Here is a 17,059-nt window from a genome sequence, read left to right on the forward strand (position 1 = left end):
TTTTCATCCAGGGATCAACTGGGCTAAAGTGCGGCGCCATGTCGCTGATTCCTCTTTCGTTGTGGATGCCGCTGTCCGTTGCTGCCTGCGTGCTGCTGGTACTGGCCGCCGTGGGCTGGCTATGGCGTACCGCCCTTCGCATCCCCGCAGGCAGCCGTGACGGCCGCAATATGCGCAGCATGGCCGCCATTGCCAGCGCAGGCCTGCTGCTATGGCTGGCCTATGGCTTGTTCAAGGGTTATGGGGCGCTGTGGCAAGCCGATGCGCTGATGCTCATGGCTCAGGCACCGTTGCTGGTGCAGATGCCCTTGATCATCGCTGGAGTGGCCTGGATTGCGACCCTGCTGCTGGGTCGAGTCATGGCCATGCACAAAGACGGCCACGAAGACTGAAGGCACAGCCGTCAGTGCGAGCGCGTTGCGGCCGGCTGCAGATCAGCCCATAGCTTGCGCAGCTGCTGCAGCTCGGCATCGAAGCGCTGGTTGATGCGCTGCTTTTCCTCTTCCTGCTGCTTGATGAAGCGCTGCTGCTCGGCCTGAGATTCCGTGTTGTCGTCCAGCTGACGGCGCAGATTGGCGGGAGCCTTCTTCGGGTCGTTCTGATAGAACTCCAGCTCGGTATTGAGCTTGCGGCGGCGTTCCTTGAGATCGACCTGGCGCTGCTGAGCCACGCCGATCACATCGTTGACCTGGGCAATCGCCTCGGCTCTGGCAGCGTCATGCACGCCCTGATTGGGGAAGCGCGCCAGCATGGCACGGTCACGCGAGCGCTCCTCACGCAGGCGTTGCTGCTCGGCCTGGTCCTGGCGGCGCTTGGCCTCCTGTGCACTGCGCTCCTGATCGGTCAGCGTGGGGCCCACGCGGCGCAACTCGACGCCCGTGGTACCAAGCACACGCTGCTCGCGATCGACGCAGGAGGCAATAGGTCTGTCGGCCGTGATGCGCCGCCCATTGGCATCCGTGCAGGCGTAGATACCGCCGCTATTGGCTGGGGCCTGGGCTTGAGCCGGCATGGCGCCTGCCCAGACGGTAGCTATCACATACAAACTCAGTTTTGCATGCAAGGCCTGCTTCATTTGCGTGTTTATTCCTTGTCTTCAACACCATAACGCTGACGGTAGGCCAGCACGCGCTCATGATGCTCGCGCCCGGCATCCCCGCCCTGCTGCTCGAGATAAAGCAACAGATCTGCCAGCTTGGCAATCGCACAGACCTGCATGCCCAGCTGATTGCGCACATATTGCACGGCGCTGTGCGGCACGTCCTGGCCATTCTCCGTCGCCATTTCCTGGCGATCCAGAGCGATGGCCACGGCATGCGGCTCGGCACCGGCCGCCTTGATGATAGCAATCGACTCGCGCGCGGCCGTACCGGCCGACATCACGTCGTCAATGATGAGCACGCGGCCCTTGAGGGGAGCACCCACCAAAGTACCGCCTTCGCCGTGGTCCTTGGCTTCCTTGCGGTTGTAGGCAAAGGGTACGTTCTTGCCCTGGCGTGCCAGTTCCACCGCCACCGTGGCTGCCAAAGGGATGCCCTTGTAGGCAGGCCCGAAGACCATATCAAACTCCATGCCGCTGGCCAGAATGGCTTTTGCATAGAATTCGGACAGACGGGCCATCTTGGCGCCATCGTCGAACAGGCCGGCATTGAAGAAGTACGGGCTGATGCGCCCGGCCTTGGTCTTGAATTCGCCAAAACGCAGCACGCCCGCATCGACGGCAAACTGCACAAAATCCTGCGCCAGACGGTCTGCACCGCCCATTGGCTTCTCACTCACCACCATGGATTCATCCTTGTTCAAATTAACCAGCCTCAACCTCAACGGTATCCGCTCTGCCACGACCAAAGGCGCCGAAGCCTGGATCGAAGCCACTGCGCCGGATTGTATTTGCGTCCAGGAAATCAAGGCCCAGGCTTCGGATATGGCCGGGCGCTTCGAGGTGTTGGCCGGCATGAAGGGCTATTTCCACTTTGCCGAGAAAAAAGGCTACTCGGGCGTGGGCGTCTACACCCGCCACGAGCCCAGCGATGTGGTCGTCGGCTTCGATATCGACGAGTTCGACGCCGAGGGCCGCTATGTCGAAACCCGCTTCGACACGCCCGGCCGCAAGTTCTCCATCATCAGCGCCTACTTTCCCAGCGGCAGTTCGGGCGAGTTGCGCCAGGAGGCCAAGTTCCGCTTTCTCGCCAAGATGCACAGCCACCTGATGCACCTCAAGGCAGAGCGCGACTTCGTGCTCTGCGGCGATATCAATATCGCGCACCAGAAGGAAGACCTGAAGAACTGGCGCGGCAACCAGAAAAACAGCGGCTTCCTGCCCGAAGAGCGCGACTGGATGAGCAAGTTGCTGCACAAGACCGAGGCCAGCGGCGGTCTGGTCGACGTCTATCGTCAGCTTCAGCCCGACACCACGGATGCCTGCTACACCTGGTGGAGCAATCGGGGCCAGGCCTATGCCAACAACGTGGGATGGCGACTGGACTACCACCTGGCCACACCGGCGATCGCGGCCCTGGCCCGCACCGAGTCCATCTACAAGGGCGAGAAGTTCTCGGACCACGCGCCCATCACCATTGGTTACGACATGGCGATCTGAAGCGCGCAAGCAACGCCGGCAGCGACCTGCAAGGCAGTGAACGCACGCATGCTCGGCGAATTGAGTTAGCGCAAGGTGCAACAGTACAACCCATGCGAGCATGAGTTGTACTGAGCCGGCTGGGCAGGTTTCCGAAAGAATGAACTGCGGAACCTGGAGGGCGACAAGGCCACAGCGGTTCCCGTTTCGCTTTTAGGAAAAGGAATAGCCAATGAAGAAGATCCTGATGACCCTGGCCCTGTGTGCAGTCGGTGCCCTGAGCGCACCCGCCATGGCGGCAGGCTGCGAAGCCGTCGTTGAAAGCAACGATGCCATGCAGTTCAATGTCAAAAGCATCGATGTGCCCAAGTCCTGCAAGAAGTTCAGCGTGACTCTCAAGCATGTGGGCAAGATGCCCAAGACCGCCATGGGCCACAACATCGTGGTCAGCACCGCTGCCGACATGCAGGCCGTGATCACCGACGGCATGGCCGCTGGTGCTGGCGCCGACTATGTGAAGGCCGGCGATGCACGCGTGCTGGCTCACTCCAAGGTGATCGGTGGCGGCGAGACTACCAAGTTCGACATCGATGCGAGCAAGCTCAAGGCTGGCACTGACTATGCCTTCTTCTGTTCCTTCCCCGGTCACTCGGCCCTCATGAAGGGCTCGCTCAAGCTGGGCTCCTGAGTTCCGAAGCTCCCGATTCAGGAGCTTGCAGCGCTTTCCTCATATAAGTTTCGAAGTTATTTAAACTGAAAAACATTGATGAGCAAGCGCCATAAGCTCTGAAATCAGGAGCAGAATCAGCTACATCAAAGCGCCTGTGATTCGCGTCACAGGCGCTTTTTCATGGCTTATTCCATCGCCGAAGTCAGCGGTCTGTTGCTCACCACATGCTTCATCACCAGCGTGGAAGTCATGCGCAGCACGCCGGGCAGCCGGGTCAGCTGCTCGTCATAAAGCCGCTGGTAAGCAGGCAGATCGCGCACCACGACCTGCAGCAGATAGTCCGGGTCGCCGAACAGGCGCTGGGCCTGCACCACATTGTCGAGCCGGGCCACCGCGTCCTCGAACGCAGGCACGGACTTGCTGTCCTTGAGCGTGACAAAGACCAGGGACGAGAAATCCAGCCCCAGCGCCGCGGGGTCCAGCTCGGCGCGGTAGCCGCGAATCACGCCCGATTCTTCCAGCGCACGCACACGCCGGTGGCAGGGCGACAGACTCAGGCCCACCTGCTCGGCCAGCTCGGTCACCGTGAGGCGGCCATTGTTTTCGAGCGCAGCAAGAATTTTTCGATCCAGCGAGTTCACGAGGCAGTTTCTTCCAATTTCAAGCCGATCGGCGGCGAATATTGAGAGCACATTCTCTCTCCTCTTCCATATTCTCTCGGCATCAACGCTTTTCGAGGGAATTTCGTGTCCTACGCCGCCTTGACCGCCTTCTGGGCCGTCTCCTTTCTGCTGGTGCTCACGCCCGGGGCCGACTGGGCCTATGTGATCTCGGCCGGTCTGCGTGGCAGACGGCTGGTGCTGCCCGCCACACTGGGCCTGGCCTGCGGTGCGCTGCTGGCCACGCTGGCTGTGGCGGCAGGCGTTGGCGCCCTGGTGGCGCGCAACCCGGCCCTGCTCACGGCCTTGACGGCCACCGGCGCGCTGTACCTGGCCTGGATGGGCGTGGGACTGTGGCGCAGCCCGGCAGCCATAGGCAGCGCCGGCGATGCCGAGAGCGGCACGCGCTGGCACTGGACGATCAAGGGTGCCAGCGTCAGCGGCCTCAACCCCAAGCAGCTGTTGCTGTTGCTGGCCCTGCTGCCGCAGTTTGTGCGGCCTGCCGAGGGCTGGCCGGTGTTTGCGCAGATCATGGCCCTGGGCGCCGTCCATGCGGCCAGTTGCGCCGTGGTCTACTTCGGCGTGGGCTGGGGCTCGCAAAGCGTGCTGCGCTCGCGCCCCGCCGCCGCGCTTGCCGTCTCGCGCCTGTCGGGCACGCTGATGCTGGTGATTGCCGCCGTGCTGCTGGGCGAGATCGCCGTTCAGCATCTCTGACAGCAAAAATGCCTGCGGCCGAAAACCGCAGGCATTTCAAGAATAGGCATATGCCACAACCCGGGACACCGGGCTCCCGCATTGCAAAGCAAGGCGGCAGAGGGGGCAGAGCGCCTCAGCAGAGGCCACTCCATCTCATCAGCTCTTCAGTGCCCCCAGCACCTCGTCCAGCATCTTCTTGGCATCGCCGAACAGCATGCGATTGTTGTCCTTGTAGAACAGCGGATTGTCCACGCCCGCATAACCGGAGGCCATGGAGCGCTTCATCACGATCGAGGTCTTGGCCTTCCACACTTCCAGCACCGGCATGCCGGCGATGGGACTCTCGGGATCGTCCTGGGCTGCCGGATTGACGATGTCGTTCGCGCCGATGACGATGGCCACATCGGTCTCGGGGAAGTCTTCGTTAATCTCGTCCATCTCCATCACGATGTCGTAAGGCACCTTGGCCTCGGCCAGCAGCACGTTCATGTGGCCGGGCATGCGGCCCGCCACCGGGTGGATGGCAAAGCGCACATCCACACCCTGCTCGCGCAGGGTCCGGGTGATTTCATTGACGGTGTGCTGGGCCTGGGCCACGGCCATGCCGTAGCCGGGCACGATGATGGCGCTTTTTGCCTCGCGCAGCATCTCGGCGGTCTCGGCTGCACTGACGGGCGCCACTTCGCCCTGGGGCTCGGCGGCCGCAGAAGCATCGCCTTTCTTGGCGGGAGCACCGGAGCCGAAGCCTCCGGCAATCACGCTGATGAAGTTGCGGTTCATGGCCTGACACATGATGTAGCTCAGGATGGCACCCGAGGAGCCCACCAGCGCGCCGGTGACGATCAGCAGGTCATTGCCCAGCATGAAGCCGGTCGCCGCCGCAGCCCAGCCCGAGTAGCTGTTGAGCATGGACACCACCACGGGCATGTCCGCTCCACCAATGGCCATGACCATGTGCACGCCGAACAGCAGCGCAATGACGCTCATCACGATCAGCGGCAACATGCCGTCAGCCACGGTTTGGGCATGCAGAAACTCGCGCCCGAACCAGATCACCACCAACAGCGCGAGCAGATTGAGCAAGTGGCGTGCGGGCAGCAGCAGCGGCTTGCCGCCTATCCTGCCGTTGAGCTTGCCGAAGGCTATCAGCGAGCCCGAGAAGGTGACGGCACCGATCAGGATGCCCACGTAGATTTCCACCTCGTGAATGGCTTTTTCTGCGCCGGCGAGCTCGATGGAGGTATCGACATAGCTGGCAAAGCCCACCAGACAGGCGGCCAGGCCGACCAGGCTGTGCATGAGGGCGACCAGCTCGGGCATCTGGGTCATCTTGACGACCTTGGCCGCATACAGGCCGATACCGCCACCGACCACCAGCGCGCCGACGATCCAGGCGATGCCGCCGGCATCGACGCGTGGGCCGAACACGGTGGCCAGCACGGCCAGCGCCATGCCGACCATGCCGAACAGATTGCCGCGGCGCGAGGTTTCGGGGTTGGACAGGCCACCGAGGCTGAGGATGAACAAAATGGCAGCCCCCAGATAGGCCACCGTTGCGAGACTTTGGGACATGGTGTTTCTCTCTTGTGCTCGTTCTTCTTATTTGCGGAACATGGCCAGCATGCGACGTGTCACGGCAAAGCCGCCAAACATATTGATGGCAGTCAGCACCAGCGCTGCAAAGGCCAGCCAGCGGATCAAGTCATCAGGGCGAGCGGTACCCGCCGTTCCCGGCGGTGCAATCTGCACCAGGGCGCCAATGGCGATGATGCTGGAGATGGCATTGGTCACGCTCATCAGCGGCGTGTGCAAGGCAGGCGTCACGTTCCACACCACCATGTAGCCGATGAAGCAGGCCAGCACGAACACCGTGAAGTGGCCCAGGAAGGCCGCCGGCGCGTAGGCACCGATGAACCAGAAGGCCAGGGCGGCAATCGCAAAAATAATGGCCAAGGTCTTGGCCGGCAGCGGGCCGGCAGCGCCATGACCATGGCCGCCTTTCTTCTGCTCCACCACAGCCGCAGCCGGTTTGGGGGCTGGCTTGGGCGCCTGGGCAAGGGGCGGGGCAGGCCAGGTGATTTCGCCGTCCTTGACCACGGTCAGGCCGCGAATCGCATCGTCTTGCATATTCACCACGGCCACGCCATCCTTGGCCTTGCACAGCTCTTCCGTCAGGCGCAGCAGGTTGGTGGCGTACAGCGTGGACGATTGCTTGGCCAGGCGCGATGCGAGGTCGGTGTAGCCGATGATGGTCACGCCGTGGCGCACAACGGCCTCGTTGGGAACGGTCAGCTCGCAGTTGCCGCCCTGCTCGGCCGCCATGTCGACGATCACGCTGCCGGGCTTCATGCTCTGCACCATCCCGGCCGTGATCAGCTTGGGCGCCGGTTTGCCGGGGATCAGCGCGGTGGTGATGATGATGTCGGCCTCCCTGGCCTGCTGGGCATACATCTGGCGCTGCGCAGCCTGGAAGCCCTCGCTCATCACCTTGGCATAGCCGCCGCCGCCGCCGCCGTCTTCTTCGTAGTCGACCTTGACGAACTCACCGCCCAGCGATGTGACCTGATCGGCCACTTCGGCCCGCGTGTCGTTGGCGCGCACGATGGCGCCCAGATTGGCGGCCGTGCCAATGGCCGACAGACCGGCCACACCTGCGCCGGCAATGAAGACCTTGGCTGGCGGCACCTTGCCTGCGGCCGTGATCTGGCCGTTGAAATAGCGGCCGAAGGCGTTGGCGGCCTCGATCACGGCGCGGTAACCCGAAACACCGGCCATGGAGGTCAGTGCATCCATCTTCTGCGCGCGGCTCAATGTCCGGGGCAGCGAATCGATCGCCAGCACCGTCACCTTTTTGGCAGCCAGTTGCTGCATCAGATCGGGATTCTGGGCCGGCCAGATGAAGTCGATCAGGATCTGGCCTTCGCGCATCAGCGCGACTTCTTGCGGGGTGGGCGGGCGCACCTTGAAGAGGATGTCGGCAGCAGCCCAGACCGCCGCAGCGTTGGGCAGCACCTCGGCCCCCACTGCGCGATAAGCGTCATCGCTGAAGTTGGCGGCATCGCCGGCGCCCGATTCGATGGCGACCGAAAAACCCAGCTTGATGAGTTTTTCGACCACATCGGGCACGGTGGCCACGCGCTTTTCCAACGGGAAGGTTTCCCGCGGGATGCCGATGCGTTGGGCGCCAGAGCGTTGGGCGTCACCAAGCTGGGCGTCAGCGCCGCTCGGTTGGTTGGAAGAGGTAGACATGCAGAGTCTCCTGGAGTTTAAAAACGGTTTTCCTCCAGACCGCCCCGTCCTCTGTCATTCCTGCCCGTGGGAGGAACTTGTATTGCATGGGCATTGGCACGGCCTGAACGATCTTGAAACTGTGTCGGGGCGCCTCCCATGAAGCGAATGCCCGCTGCCTTGCAGCACAAATACGTTTTAGCAGCCCGCACCAAAATGGGGCACTCGCATCCATGCTAGCTCAAATGAGGGATGACGCCAGAATCTGAGCGGGCATTTTTGATGCGCGTGTCATGCCGTGTCATGCTTGCGGGGTTCGCAGCCCGCGAGACTACGCAAACGCCCGAAAAATACAAGTCACCCATGTTGCAATATCACACTGTCCCCGTCACAGCCTTTCAACAGAACTGCTCTCTCGTCTGGTGCGACCAGACCATGGACGCGGCCGTCATCGACCCGGGCGGAGATATCGAGCAGATCGAGTGGGAGGTGGAACGCCTGGGCCTGAATCTCAAGGCCATCTGGATCACCCACGCCCATATCGACCACGCGGGCGGCACCAGTGAGCTGGCGGCCAAGTACGAGCTGCCCATCATCGGCCCGCATGAGGGCGACCAGTTCTGGATCGACGGCCTGCCCCAGCAGGGCGCCATGTTCGGCTTTCCCCACTCCGACCCCTTTGTGCCCACGCGCTGGCTGCATGACGGCGACACCGTGAGCATCGGCCAGGAAACGCTGAACGTGCGCCACTGCCCAGGTCACACGCCCGGCCATGTGGTCTTCCACTCACCGCAGATCGACCGCGCCTTTGTCGGCGATGTGCTGTTTGCCGGCAGCATAGGCCGCACGGACTTCCCGCAGGGCAATCATCAGCAGCTGATCGACTCCATCGTGCAGCGCCTGTGGCCCATGGGCGACCAGACGATCTTCATCCCCGGGCATGGCCCGGAAAGCAGCTTTGGCCGCGAGCGCAAGCTGAACCCCTATGTCAGCGGAACCTGAAGCCTGACGGCCGAGGCTTGCGGAATCAGGTCTTCCGTAGCAGCATGCGCCTGTCACGCCTTGTGACATCACATCTATTGGAGGGAGTTCGTATGCGCAATTTATGGAAAATTTGCCTGGCTTCAGCCCTGGTCAGCAGCTCATGGGCGAGCCTTGCTCAGGCACCGGCAGCGGCGCCTGCCGCACCGGCCGCCAAAACAGCCCCCATGCCCGCCAAGCCGGCGGCAGAACCCGCAGCAAAGGCTGCGCCGGCCCCTGCCGCTGCCAAGACGGACATGCAGACCTTTGTCTGCAAGGATGGCTCCACCATGAGCGCGGCGTCCTCCAAGGGAGCTTGCTCGGGCCGCAAGGGCATTGATCAGCAGGCCACTGCCAAGGCAGCAGCAGGCGCCAAGCCGGCCGCGACCGCCGCACCTGGCGGCGGTGCAGGCAAGGTCTGGGCCAATGAGGACAGCAAGATCTACCACTGCCCCGGCACCCGTTACTACGGCACGACCAAGAACGGCAAGTACATGAGCGAGGCCGATGCCAAGGCCGCCGGCATGCACGGCGCCAACAACAAGAGCTGCAGCTGAACCTGTAGCATCAAACCATCGCGCTGACCTGCGATTGCAGGCAGCGCGATTTCTCATCCACAACAGGCTAGATTGCTTGTCCATCAAACACAGGCAGCTATCAATTCAAAAGGACAATCGCGGGCATGAACTGGTTGGTCGGACTGGGTATCTTGCTGATGGCGGCCTTGCTGCTATGGGCTTTTTCGGCGCTGTTCATCAGCATGCTCTCCGGTCTGGCGGTCAGCGCCCTGCTCTGGCAGCCGCTGCGCTGGTGGCGCCGCAGGCAGTTGCTGCGCGAGCTGGAGCAGAACCCGGCTCTCGATGTCCAGCAGCAGGCCCCTTGCGCCCTGTTTTATCTGCTGTCCGCAGCCGTGGTTCTGCTGGGATGCGCCGCCGCACTGGCCACACTGATTCATCTGCCTGACAGCCTTTATTCGCCCGAGCAGCTTTCTCTGATCTGTGGTCTGGTCTTTGCCATCAGTCTTGCCACCCTCATCAAGCTGAGCGGCAATCTCGTCAGCCTGGGTGAGGAGGCCTCTGCCGCTGCCGAGATCAGGGCGGCCTGGTCGCTGGCGGCGGGCATTGTGCCCATGCTGTCCCTGATCACCCTGATTTTCTTCGTACCGCATACGGCGGGCTGGATGGTCTGGCGCGAGCAATGGCGGGGCTATGACAGCACGCAGTTGCGCATCCCCCTGAAGCACAACGATGCCGAGCACCAGCAGGCCTTGTTGCAGTTGGTCCGCCCGATGCTGGAGCAAGGCAGCCGCATCCTGAGTCACCGAGCCCGCTCGCGCAGCGGCGGCAGCTATACCCTGAGCGCAGCCCTGCCCGCACGCTATCGTTTTCATAACAATGCGCTGGAGTTGCAACTGGCGGGTCTGATGCCGCAGGAGCAACTCAACATGCATCTGCAGGCCCTGATTTCCGTGGTGGAAGGAGAGGCCAGCAGCCTGCCACTGGCCTATGCCCAATGTCAGCCGTCCCCCGATTGGTTGGGCAGACAGCGCTTTTTCGGGCGTGGCCAGCAAGCCATGCAATCGCTGCGCGAATGCGTGCGGACTCGCCAATCCGAGCTGACGACCGCTCTTCAATTGCTGCGGGGCAATCTGCAGGAGGTGCAAGTGGGCTGGAGTCGCTTTCACCCCTGGCCGGCTCTGCCGCGCTGGCAGGCAGCTGCCTTGCCGGAAGATGAAGATGAGCTGCTGCGGCTCGATACTTTGCGCTAGGAACCACTGAGCGGCAACACATCCAGCCACTGGCCGGGCTCCAGCCCTTCGATCGAATAAGGCCCCACGGCCATGCGCACCAGCCTCAGCGTGGGATGGCCGACGGCTGCCGTCATGCGACGCACCTGGCGGTTCCTGCCCTCGCGGATGATGAGCTCGATCCAGCAATCGGGAATGTTCTGGCGCACGCGAATCGGCGGGTTGCGCGGCCACATCAGGGGCTGGGGCTCTATCAGGCGGGCCTTGGCGGGCAGTGTCTTGCCGTCGCTCAACTCCACGCCCTCGCGCAGGCGCTGCAAAGCGGCCTCGTCAGGCATGCCTTCGACCTGCACCCAGTAGGTCTTCTCCATCTTGTGGCGCGGATCGGCAATGCGGGCCTGCAACTGGCCGTCATTGGTCAGCAGCAGCAGGCCTTCGCTGTCGGCATCGAGCCGGCCCGCCACATAGACACCGGGCACATCGATCCAGTCCTTGAGGCCCTGCCACTTGCCCTCGGGCGTGAACTGGCTGAGCACTCCATAGGGCTTGTGAAAGCACAGCAGACGCGTGACCTCGGGCCGGGACGCGGGCTGGCGCACCACGGTGCTGCGGCGCAAGTTGCTGGAGCGATTGGAAGAGAACGGGCGGGGCATGGCAGCGAGCTTAGCAACAAAGACCTGGACTGGCATCAAGCATCAAAAAGCCTTGTATCGCTTACTGGACAATGGAAAACAGCTATCAGTTTTGAAAATCCGGGAAAGCAGCACCGAGGAGCGGCTGTGGATACACCTCACGCACGCAGTTCAGCCAGGCCTGGGCCGCACGCGACAGGTAGCCGGGCCGCCACATCAGCGCCACATCCCAGGGGATCTCGGGCTCCACCAGCGGGCGGCTGGCCACGCGCTGCGGGTCGTAGCGGGCGATGACATGCTCGAACATCACGGCCACGCCCACCTGGGCCGCGACCAGATGGCCTATGAAATCCCAGTAGCGCGTCTGCAGCTTGACCTGTGGCGTGAAGCCCGCTGCCTCGCATTGCTGCAGCACATGCTCGTGCAGCGCAAAGTCCGAGGTGTAGAGCACAAACGGCAGCTCGCGCAAATCGCTCCAGCGCATGGGCTGGCCCGGGTCTGTCACCTGCTGGGCGGGCAGCACCACGCGCGTCTTCTGGCGCGCCACGGTGTAGCGCTCCAGCGCCGGATCGGGGGCCGCGAACAGGCCCAGCGCCATGTCCAGCTTGCCTTCCTGGATCAGCTGGTACTGGGCGCGCGCGCCCTGCTCGTTGACCTGAAGGTTCACACCCGGATAGCGCTGCTGGAACAGCGCGATCACCGGCGCCATGTAATGGCCCGTGGTGGGCATGATGCCCAGGGACAGATCGCCGCGCGTGATGTGATCCACCTCGGCCACCTGGCGGCGCAGCAACTGGGCCTGCTCGAGAATCTCCATCCCGCGGTCATAGACCACCTGGCCGGCATCGGTAAGCTGCACGCCCCGCCCCTCGCGCAGCAGCAAACGGCCACCGAATTCATCTTCCAGCGCCTTGACCATCTTGCTGATGGTGGGCTGGGTCACATGCAGGGTTTCGGCCGCGCGGGTGAAGCCGTTCTGGCGCACAACCTCGATGAAATAGCGCAGGGCGCGCAAGTCCATGACAATTCCTTTTACGCATGGAAAAAATGAAAATAAGTCATTTTATGAATATAGGTGAAAACCCTAGAATTTCACCCATGACACAGATTACGGAAGCTGCCGCCCCTCGCGCCCAGGGCTGCAGCCATTCTTTCGCCCAGACACTCTGGCAACTGCTCAAGGCCGTGCTGCAAGTGTGCCTGCTCAGCGCCATCTGGATTGCCATGGATGTGCTGCGCCAGCATTTCGGCTGGAGCATGCCCGCCGGTCTGATCGGTTTCGGCCTGCTGGCCGTGGGCCTTTTTTCGGGCCTGGTCAAGGCACGCTGGCTGCAAAGCGGCACCAACTGGCTGCTGGCCGAGATGCTGCTGTTCTTCGTTCCCGCCATGCTGGTGGTCACCGAATACCCCGATCTGATCCGCCACCAGGGCTTGCGCATTCTGGCCGTCATCGTCGCCAGCACAGCCTGCGTGATGGCCGTGACCGCACTGGCAGTCGATCGCGTCTATCGCTTCGAGCTGTGGCTGGCAAGGCGCAAGTCCAGCCGCGATGCCGCCGCCCTGGATGAGGAATAAGCCATGCTGTCGAATGAAGTCATCGGCCTGCTGTCGCTGCTGGCCACCGTGGCCTGCTACTGGGTCAACAAGCGCCTGTACCGCAAGCATCCCCACCCGTTGCTGATGCCCATAGTCGCCACCCCCATGGTGCTGATCGGCCTGTCGCTGCTGACCCATGTCAGCTACCCGCAGTACATCGCCCAGACACACTGGCTGGTCTGGCTGCTGGGCCCCACCACGGTGGCATTTGCACTGCCGCTGTACGAGAACCGCAAGCTGCTGCGCAAGCACTGGATGTCGATTGCCACCGGCGTGGTAGTGGCCAGCCTGGTCTCCATCTCCACCACCATTGCGTTTGCCGATATGTTCGGCCTGTCCGAGGCGCTGCAAAAAGGCCTGGCCGTGCGCAGCATCACGACACCGTTTGCGATCGAGGCCGAGAAAGTGCTGGGCGGCCCCACCGATCTGGCTGCGCTGTTCGTGCTGCTGACCGGTGTCAGTGCCATGCTGCTGGGCGAGACCGTGTTGCGTGTGCTGCCCCGCATCCGCAGCAAGCTGGCCACGGGCGCCAGCTGGGGCGGAGCTGCCCATGGCAGCGGCGTGGCCAGAGCGCGCCAGGCCGGCGAGGTGCAGGCCGTGATGGCATCGCTGGTGATGATGATTGCCGGTGCCGTCAATGTGCTGGCCGCCCCCTGGGTGCGCACATTGTTTTTCTGAGCGGTGCTCAGGAAGCGGCTCCGGCAAGCGCCGCTCTCAGCGCACCGGAATGGCAATCGGGCGCAGCGGCGCGGCGTCGCCGCCGCGGATCTTGAGCGGCCCTCCGATGAAGGCGAACTCATAGACCTTGTCGCGCGAGAGCCCGTCCAGGGCCACCAATTCCATGATGGGAATGCCTTGCTGGGCCAGCAGATAGCTGTGCAGCGGCACATAGTCATCGTCCACTTCCGAGGGGAAAGTCTCCAGGCTCAGGTTGTCGGCGCCGACAATCATGGCGCCGGCATCCTCGGCCAGAAAGCGCGCGGCATCCAGGCCCAGCCCTGGCGGTTTGGCCATATAGGCCTGGGGTTGCTCGTAGAGCTTCATGCGCCCCGTGCGAATCAGCACGACATCGCCCTTTTGCAGCGTCACGTTCTGGCGTGCCAGCGCGTCCTTGAGGTCCTGCCGGGTGATCCGGTACTGGTCGGGCAGCATGTCCAGGCCCTTGGCCGCGGCCACGTCAATCAGCACGCCGCGCGCCACCAGTGGCGGGAATTTCTCTATGCCTGTGCGCTGCCAGCCGCGGTCGCCCAGATGCTCATCGGCGCTGAAGCCGTTCCAGATCCTGCCGCGTATGCCGAAATGGTTGAGTGCGTCGATGTGCGTGCCCGTGTGGCTGTACATGGAGAACGCCGTGCCCGTGTAGCTGCGCGTGGCGTTCATGTTCTTGCCCACGTTCATGGGGTCGTCCACCACGGTGCCGCGTGGCGTGTGCGTCATCCAGAACTGGTAGTGCGGATCGCCGGCGTCCTGCCAGCTGGGCATGCCCACGTAGTACTCGGTAGCGAGGTCATAGACCTGGCCGCCTGCGATGCGCTGCAGGATGGCAGCGCGCGAGGCGGGCGTTATCAGGTTCAGGCGGCCGATCTCGTCGCCCGGCCCCCAGGGGCTGGTGCCCACATCCTGGCCGGCACCGGCCGGGAGCGTGTGGCCACCGTGGGCATGAGTCAGGCCGGAGAACGCTGCTGCCATCACGAGCAACAGGGTAGGCAAGCGCCGGACACGGGCGCGGAAAGAGAAGTTCATGAGTGTTTCCTAGGAAGCGGTGCGCCTTTCGGCGCTAGTGAGAAAGTGAGAGGTAGTGACTTAGCCCAGCAGGACGCGCAGCCGTTCACGCAGCATGTTCAGGGGCTGGGTCTGTAGCGGTGGCAGGCCCTGGGCGATCAAGGTGGGAATGCTGCGCAGGCCCAGGCGCCGGGCCAGGGCAAGGTCCTCCTGGACCAGGTCCATGGCCGCTGCGCTTTCCATGCAGCGTGCAAAAGCATTGCGCTCGAAGCCGGTGTGCGTGGCAATGTCCAGCAGCACCTCGGCGTCGCCTATGTTGCGATGGGCACTCATATGGGCGTGCTGTATGGCATCGAACAGATTCCAGTGGGCCTCGTCGCCCTCCAGGATCTGGGCGGCCTGGCAGGCCAGTGCGCCGGCCAGGCCGCTGGGGTACTCAAAGGCTTCGCGGCGCATGCCTTCGATGTCGATGCGCTGGGTGTCGTCATGCCGTGCGCAGGCCGCCCAGTGCCCGAGAATGGTCTGCTTGGCCTGCTCCATGGAACCAAACCTTGCCACCATCTCGGCGCGGGAGGCTTGCAGCACAAAGCTGCGCTGACGTACACGCAGGCCCAGTTCGCGGGCTACCTGGCGCAGGCGCGGCGACAACACATAACACCAGCCGCAAACCACGTCGTGGAAGAAATCGATGACAGGAGCAGCCTGCGCTGCCGCGGACAGGACCGGGGCATGGGCTGGATGGGCTGCGACCTGCGCGGGCAGAGCGCAGGAAAAATCATGGCATTGCGTCATGCTTGTGTCCTTCATGGCTGATGGACAGCAAGCGTAGGGCGCAGGCCTCGCAGGAGTAAGAGGCCTGCGCTTGAGAAACTCTTAATCCAGCGTCAAGAATCGCCGCCCATGGCCGCAGGCAGCTCTTCGGCCAGAAAATCCACAAAGGCGCGCACCTTGGGCAGCAGGTGGCGTTGCGTGGGGTAGACCACGTAGACATGGCGCGGCTGCTCGGCCCAGTCTTGCAGGGCCAAGGCCTCCAGCTGGCCCTGGTCGATGGCGGGCCGGGCCAGAAAGGACGGCAGTGCACCGATGCCGAGGCCGGCCACCAGCAGCTCCCGCAACATCAGGCTGTTGTTGACGATGGCGCGTGCGTCACCCGGTGCCTGCAGGCCGTCGTCAGCCTGAGCCAGGCTGTAATTCAGCAGCGCATGGTCGCGCAGCGCTGCCACGCTGGCCGGGCGGCCGTGTTGCTGCAAATAGGCCGGCGACGCGCACAACATTTGCGACAGCGAGGCCAGACGCCGCGCAATCAGCGATGAATCCGCGAGCTCGGCGCTCAGGCGTATGGAGACATCAAAGCCCTGGCCCACGGCGTCCACCAGCCGGTCTTCCATGGATAGGTCGATCTGCAATTGCGGATGGCGCTGCATAAAGCGCGCCAGCAGATGCGCCAGCGTGCTCAGCGCAAACGACAGCGGCGCGTTCACGCGCAGCCGCCCCGTCACCTGCAGGGACTGGGCACGTACCGATTGCTCCAGCGTGTCAAAGCCATCCAGCAGCCGGCAGCATTCGGCGTAATAGGCCCGGCCGGTATCGGTCAGACTCATGCGGCGCGTGGTGCGCTGGATCAGCACCGCCCCCAGCTGTGCCTCCAGCGCGCGCAACTGCTTGCTGAGAGCCGCCGAGGAAAGATCGAGTGCATCGGCGGCCCTGGCAATGCTGCCCAGTTCGACAATGCGCCTGAAGGCGCGCAAAGGGGTGAGCGAATCCATGGAAGAGAAGAGCGAAAACCTGGGCCGCAGCGTAGCAGCTTTCGCTGCGGGGGCGACGCGGCCCGGGCATGCTCGCTCTTCTTCTGAAAAATGGGCCGCTCAAGTTTTGCAGCTTGCTTGAACAGCCCCAAGCATCACGCCAGCGTATAGGCCGTCTTCACCGTGGTGTAGAACTCCTGGGCATAGCGGCCCTGCTCGCGCGGGCCGTAGCTTGAGCCCTTGCGACCGCCGAACGGCACGTGGTAGTCCACGCCCGCCGTGGGCAAATTGACCATGACCATGCCGGCCTGGCTGTGGCGCTTGAAGTGCGTGGCGTGCTTGAGGCTGGTGGTCGCAATGCCGGCCGACAGGCCAAACGGCGTGTCGTTGGACACGGCCAGGGCCTCCTCGTAGTCCTTGACGCGGATCACGCTGGCCACGGGGCCGAAGACTTCTTCGCGGTTGATGCGCATGCCGGCCTCGGTGTCCACGAACAACGTGGGCGCCATGTAGTAGCCCTGCTTGCCGCTGCCCGTGTGGCAGGCGACGCGGGCGCCACCGGCCGCCAGGCGCGCGCCTTCGGCCTTGGCGATCTCCACGTAGCTCAGGTCCTGCTCCAGCTGGGCCTGGCTGACCACGGGGCCCATGTCGGTGCCGGCGGCGCGTGCGTCACCGACCTTGATCTTGGTCATGCGCGCCTGCAGGGCCTCGATGAAGGCCGGGTAGATCTTGTCGGTGACGATGAGGCGGCTCGATGCCGTGCAGC

20 protein-coding genes are annotated in these 17,059 nt (G+C 63.4%); 9 read left to right on the top strand and 11 right to left on the bottom strand.

The window, feature by feature from the left end:
- Positions 1 to 38: 38 nt before the first annotated feature.
- Complete coding sequence (locus tag ACWGXF_RS09035; RefSeq protein ID WP_003070374.1) at positions 39 to 392, top strand: hypothetical protein; 354 nt, start codon at positions 39 to 41, stop codon at positions 390 to 392.
- Positions 393 to 403: 11 nt separating this feature from the next.
- Here ACWGXF_RS09035 and ACWGXF_RS09040 read toward each other — a convergent pair whose 3' ends face one another.
- Complete coding sequence (locus ACWGXF_RS09040; RefSeq protein WP_003070372.1) at positions 404 to 1,075, bottom strand: hypothetical protein; 672 nt, start codon at positions 1,073 to 1,075, stop codon at positions 404 to 406.
- An 8-nt stretch (positions 1,076 to 1,083) separates the two neighbouring features.
- Positions 1,084 to 1,785, bottom strand: a complete 702-nt coding sequence (gene pyrE, locus ACWGXF_RS09045) for an orotate phosphoribosyltransferase (RefSeq protein ID WP_045839220.1) — start codon at positions 1,783 to 1,785, stop codon at positions 1,084 to 1,086.
- Between the two features lie 10 nt (positions 1,786 to 1,795).
- Here pyrE and ACWGXF_RS09050 point away from each other — a divergent pair, with 10 nt between their 5' ends.
- Both ACWGXF_RS09050 and azu read left to right on the top strand, forming a co-directional pair.
- Positions 1,796 to 2,599: an exodeoxyribonuclease III gene (locus ACWGXF_RS09050; protein ID WP_087085392.1), complete on the top strand. Its 804-nt coding sequence runs from the start codon at positions 1,796 to 1,798 to the stop codon at positions 2,597 to 2,599.
- 211 nt (positions 2,600 to 2,810) lie between these two features.
- Positions 2,811 to 3,266 (top strand): azurin, encoded by a 456-nt coding sequence (gene azu / locus ACWGXF_RS09055; protein ID WP_003070364.1) that lies wholly within the window; start codon positions 2,811 to 2,813, stop codon positions 3,264 to 3,266.
- A 167-nt stretch (positions 3,267 to 3,433) separates the two neighbouring features.
- Here the strand turns inward: azu and ACWGXF_RS09060 are convergent, their stop codons facing one another.
- Positions 3,434 to 3,889: an Lrp/AsnC family transcriptional regulator gene (locus ACWGXF_RS09060; RefSeq protein WP_003070362.1), complete on the bottom strand. Its 456-nt coding sequence runs from the start codon at positions 3,887 to 3,889 to the stop codon at positions 3,434 to 3,436.
- A gap of 105 nt (positions 3,890 to 3,994) precedes the next feature.
- Here ACWGXF_RS09060 and ACWGXF_RS09065 point away from each other — a divergent pair, with 105 nt between their 5' ends.
- Positions 3,995 to 4,621 (top strand): LysE family translocator, encoded by a 627-nt coding sequence (locus ACWGXF_RS09065; protein WP_039050970.1) that lies wholly within the window; start codon positions 3,995 to 3,997, stop codon positions 4,619 to 4,621.
- A 138-nt stretch (positions 4,622 to 4,759) separates the two neighbouring features.
- Here ACWGXF_RS09065 and pntB read toward each other — a convergent pair whose 3' ends face one another.
- Complete coding sequence (gene pntB / locus ACWGXF_RS09070; protein WP_452101849.1) at positions 4,760 to 6,175, bottom strand: Re/Si-specific NAD(P)(+) transhydrogenase subunit beta; 1,416 nt, start codon at positions 6,173 to 6,175, stop codon at positions 4,760 to 4,762.
- 27 nt (positions 6,176 to 6,202) lie between these two features.
- Positions 6,203 to 7,852: a Re/Si-specific NAD(P)(+) transhydrogenase subunit alpha gene (locus tag ACWGXF_RS09075; protein ID WP_452101850.1), complete on the bottom strand. Its 1,650-nt coding sequence runs from the start codon at positions 7,850 to 7,852 to the stop codon at positions 6,203 to 6,205.
- A gap of 342 nt (positions 7,853 to 8,194) precedes the next feature.
- Between ACWGXF_RS09075 and ACWGXF_RS09080 the strand changes: the two genes are divergently transcribed.
- The 3 genes from ACWGXF_RS09080 to ACWGXF_RS09090 all read left to right on the top strand — a co-directional run bounded on the left by ACWGXF_RS09080 (position 8,195) and on the right by ACWGXF_RS09090 (position 10,619).
- Positions 8,195 to 8,833: an MBL fold metallo-hydrolase gene (locus tag ACWGXF_RS09080; RefSeq protein ID WP_039050972.1), complete on the top strand. Its 639-nt coding sequence runs from the start codon at positions 8,195 to 8,197 to the stop codon at positions 8,831 to 8,833.
- A gap of 206 nt (positions 8,834 to 9,039) precedes the next feature.
- A complete protein-coding gene (locus ACWGXF_RS09085; protein WP_202788074.1) occupies positions 9,040 to 9,408 on the top strand; it encodes a sunset domain-containing protein in 369 nt (122 codons plus the stop codon).
- Between the two features lie 125 nt (positions 9,409 to 9,533).
- Positions 9,534 to 10,619 carry a hypothetical protein gene (locus tag ACWGXF_RS09090; protein ID WP_452101851.1) on the top strand — a complete coding sequence of 362 codons (1,086 nt, stop codon included), beginning with the start codon at positions 9,534 to 9,536 and terminating at the stop codon, positions 10,617 to 10,619.
- Here the strand turns inward: ACWGXF_RS09090 and ACWGXF_RS09095 are convergent.
- Both ACWGXF_RS09095 and ACWGXF_RS09100 read right to left on the bottom strand, forming a co-directional pair.
- Positions 10,616 to 11,287 (bottom strand): pseudouridine synthase, encoded by a 672-nt coding sequence (locus tag ACWGXF_RS09095; RefSeq protein ID WP_039050974.1) that lies wholly within the window; start codon positions 11,285 to 11,287, stop codon positions 10,616 to 10,618. The genes ACWGXF_RS09090 and ACWGXF_RS09095 overlap by 4 nt on opposite strands.
- A 49-nt stretch (positions 11,288 to 11,336) precedes the next feature.
- A complete protein-coding gene (locus tag ACWGXF_RS09100) occupies positions 11,337 to 12,251 on the bottom strand; it encodes a LysR family transcriptional regulator (protein WP_012836732.1) in 915 nt (304 codons plus the stop codon).
- A 77-nt stretch (positions 12,252 to 12,328) separates the two neighbouring features.
- On the opposite strand from ACWGXF_RS09100, the gene ACWGXF_RS09105 reads away from it, so the two are divergent.
- Together ACWGXF_RS09105 and ACWGXF_RS09110 are read left to right on the top strand one after the other, a co-directional pair.
- The gene (locus ACWGXF_RS09105) at positions 12,329 to 12,805 is read left to right on the top strand and encodes a CidA/LrgA family protein (RefSeq protein ID WP_452101852.1); all 477 of its coding nucleotides are present in this window, start codon (positions 12,329 to 12,331) and stop codon (positions 12,803 to 12,805) included.
- 3 nt (positions 12,806 to 12,808) lie between these two features.
- Positions 12,809 to 13,504: an LrgB family protein gene (locus ACWGXF_RS09110; protein ID WP_003059524.1), complete on the top strand. Its 696-nt coding sequence runs from the start codon at positions 12,809 to 12,811 to the stop codon at positions 13,502 to 13,504.
- 36 nt (positions 13,505 to 13,540) lie between these two features.
- On the opposite strand, the gene ACWGXF_RS09115 is transcribed toward ACWGXF_RS09110, so the two are convergent.
- From ACWGXF_RS09115 to ACWGXF_RS09130, 4 genes are all read right to left on the bottom strand, one after another.
- Positions 13,541 to 14,569 carry a cyclase family protein gene (locus ACWGXF_RS09115; protein WP_012836729.1) on the bottom strand — a complete coding sequence of 343 codons (1,029 nt, stop codon included), beginning with the start codon at positions 14,567 to 14,569 and terminating at the stop codon, positions 13,541 to 13,543.
- A 60-nt stretch (positions 14,570 to 14,629) separates the two neighbouring features.
- Positions 14,630 to 15,340, bottom strand: coding sequence for a DsbA family oxidoreductase (locus ACWGXF_RS09120; RefSeq protein WP_452101853.1), 711 nt, complete (start codon positions 15,338 to 15,340; stop codon positions 14,630 to 14,632).
- Positions 15,341 to 15,432: 92 nt separating this feature from the next.
- Positions 15,433 to 16,314, bottom strand: coding sequence for a LysR family transcriptional regulator (locus tag ACWGXF_RS09125; RefSeq protein WP_452101854.1), 882 nt, complete (start codon positions 16,312 to 16,314; stop codon positions 15,433 to 15,435).
- Between the two features lie 134 nt (positions 16,315 to 16,448).
- Positions 16,449 to 17,059, bottom strand: a 611-nt coding sequence (locus ACWGXF_RS09130; protein ID WP_452101855.1) for an aldehyde dehydrogenase family protein, incomplete at its 5' end; no start/stop codon positions are given.

This window comes from Comamonas sp. HJ-2, assembly GCF_053615495.1.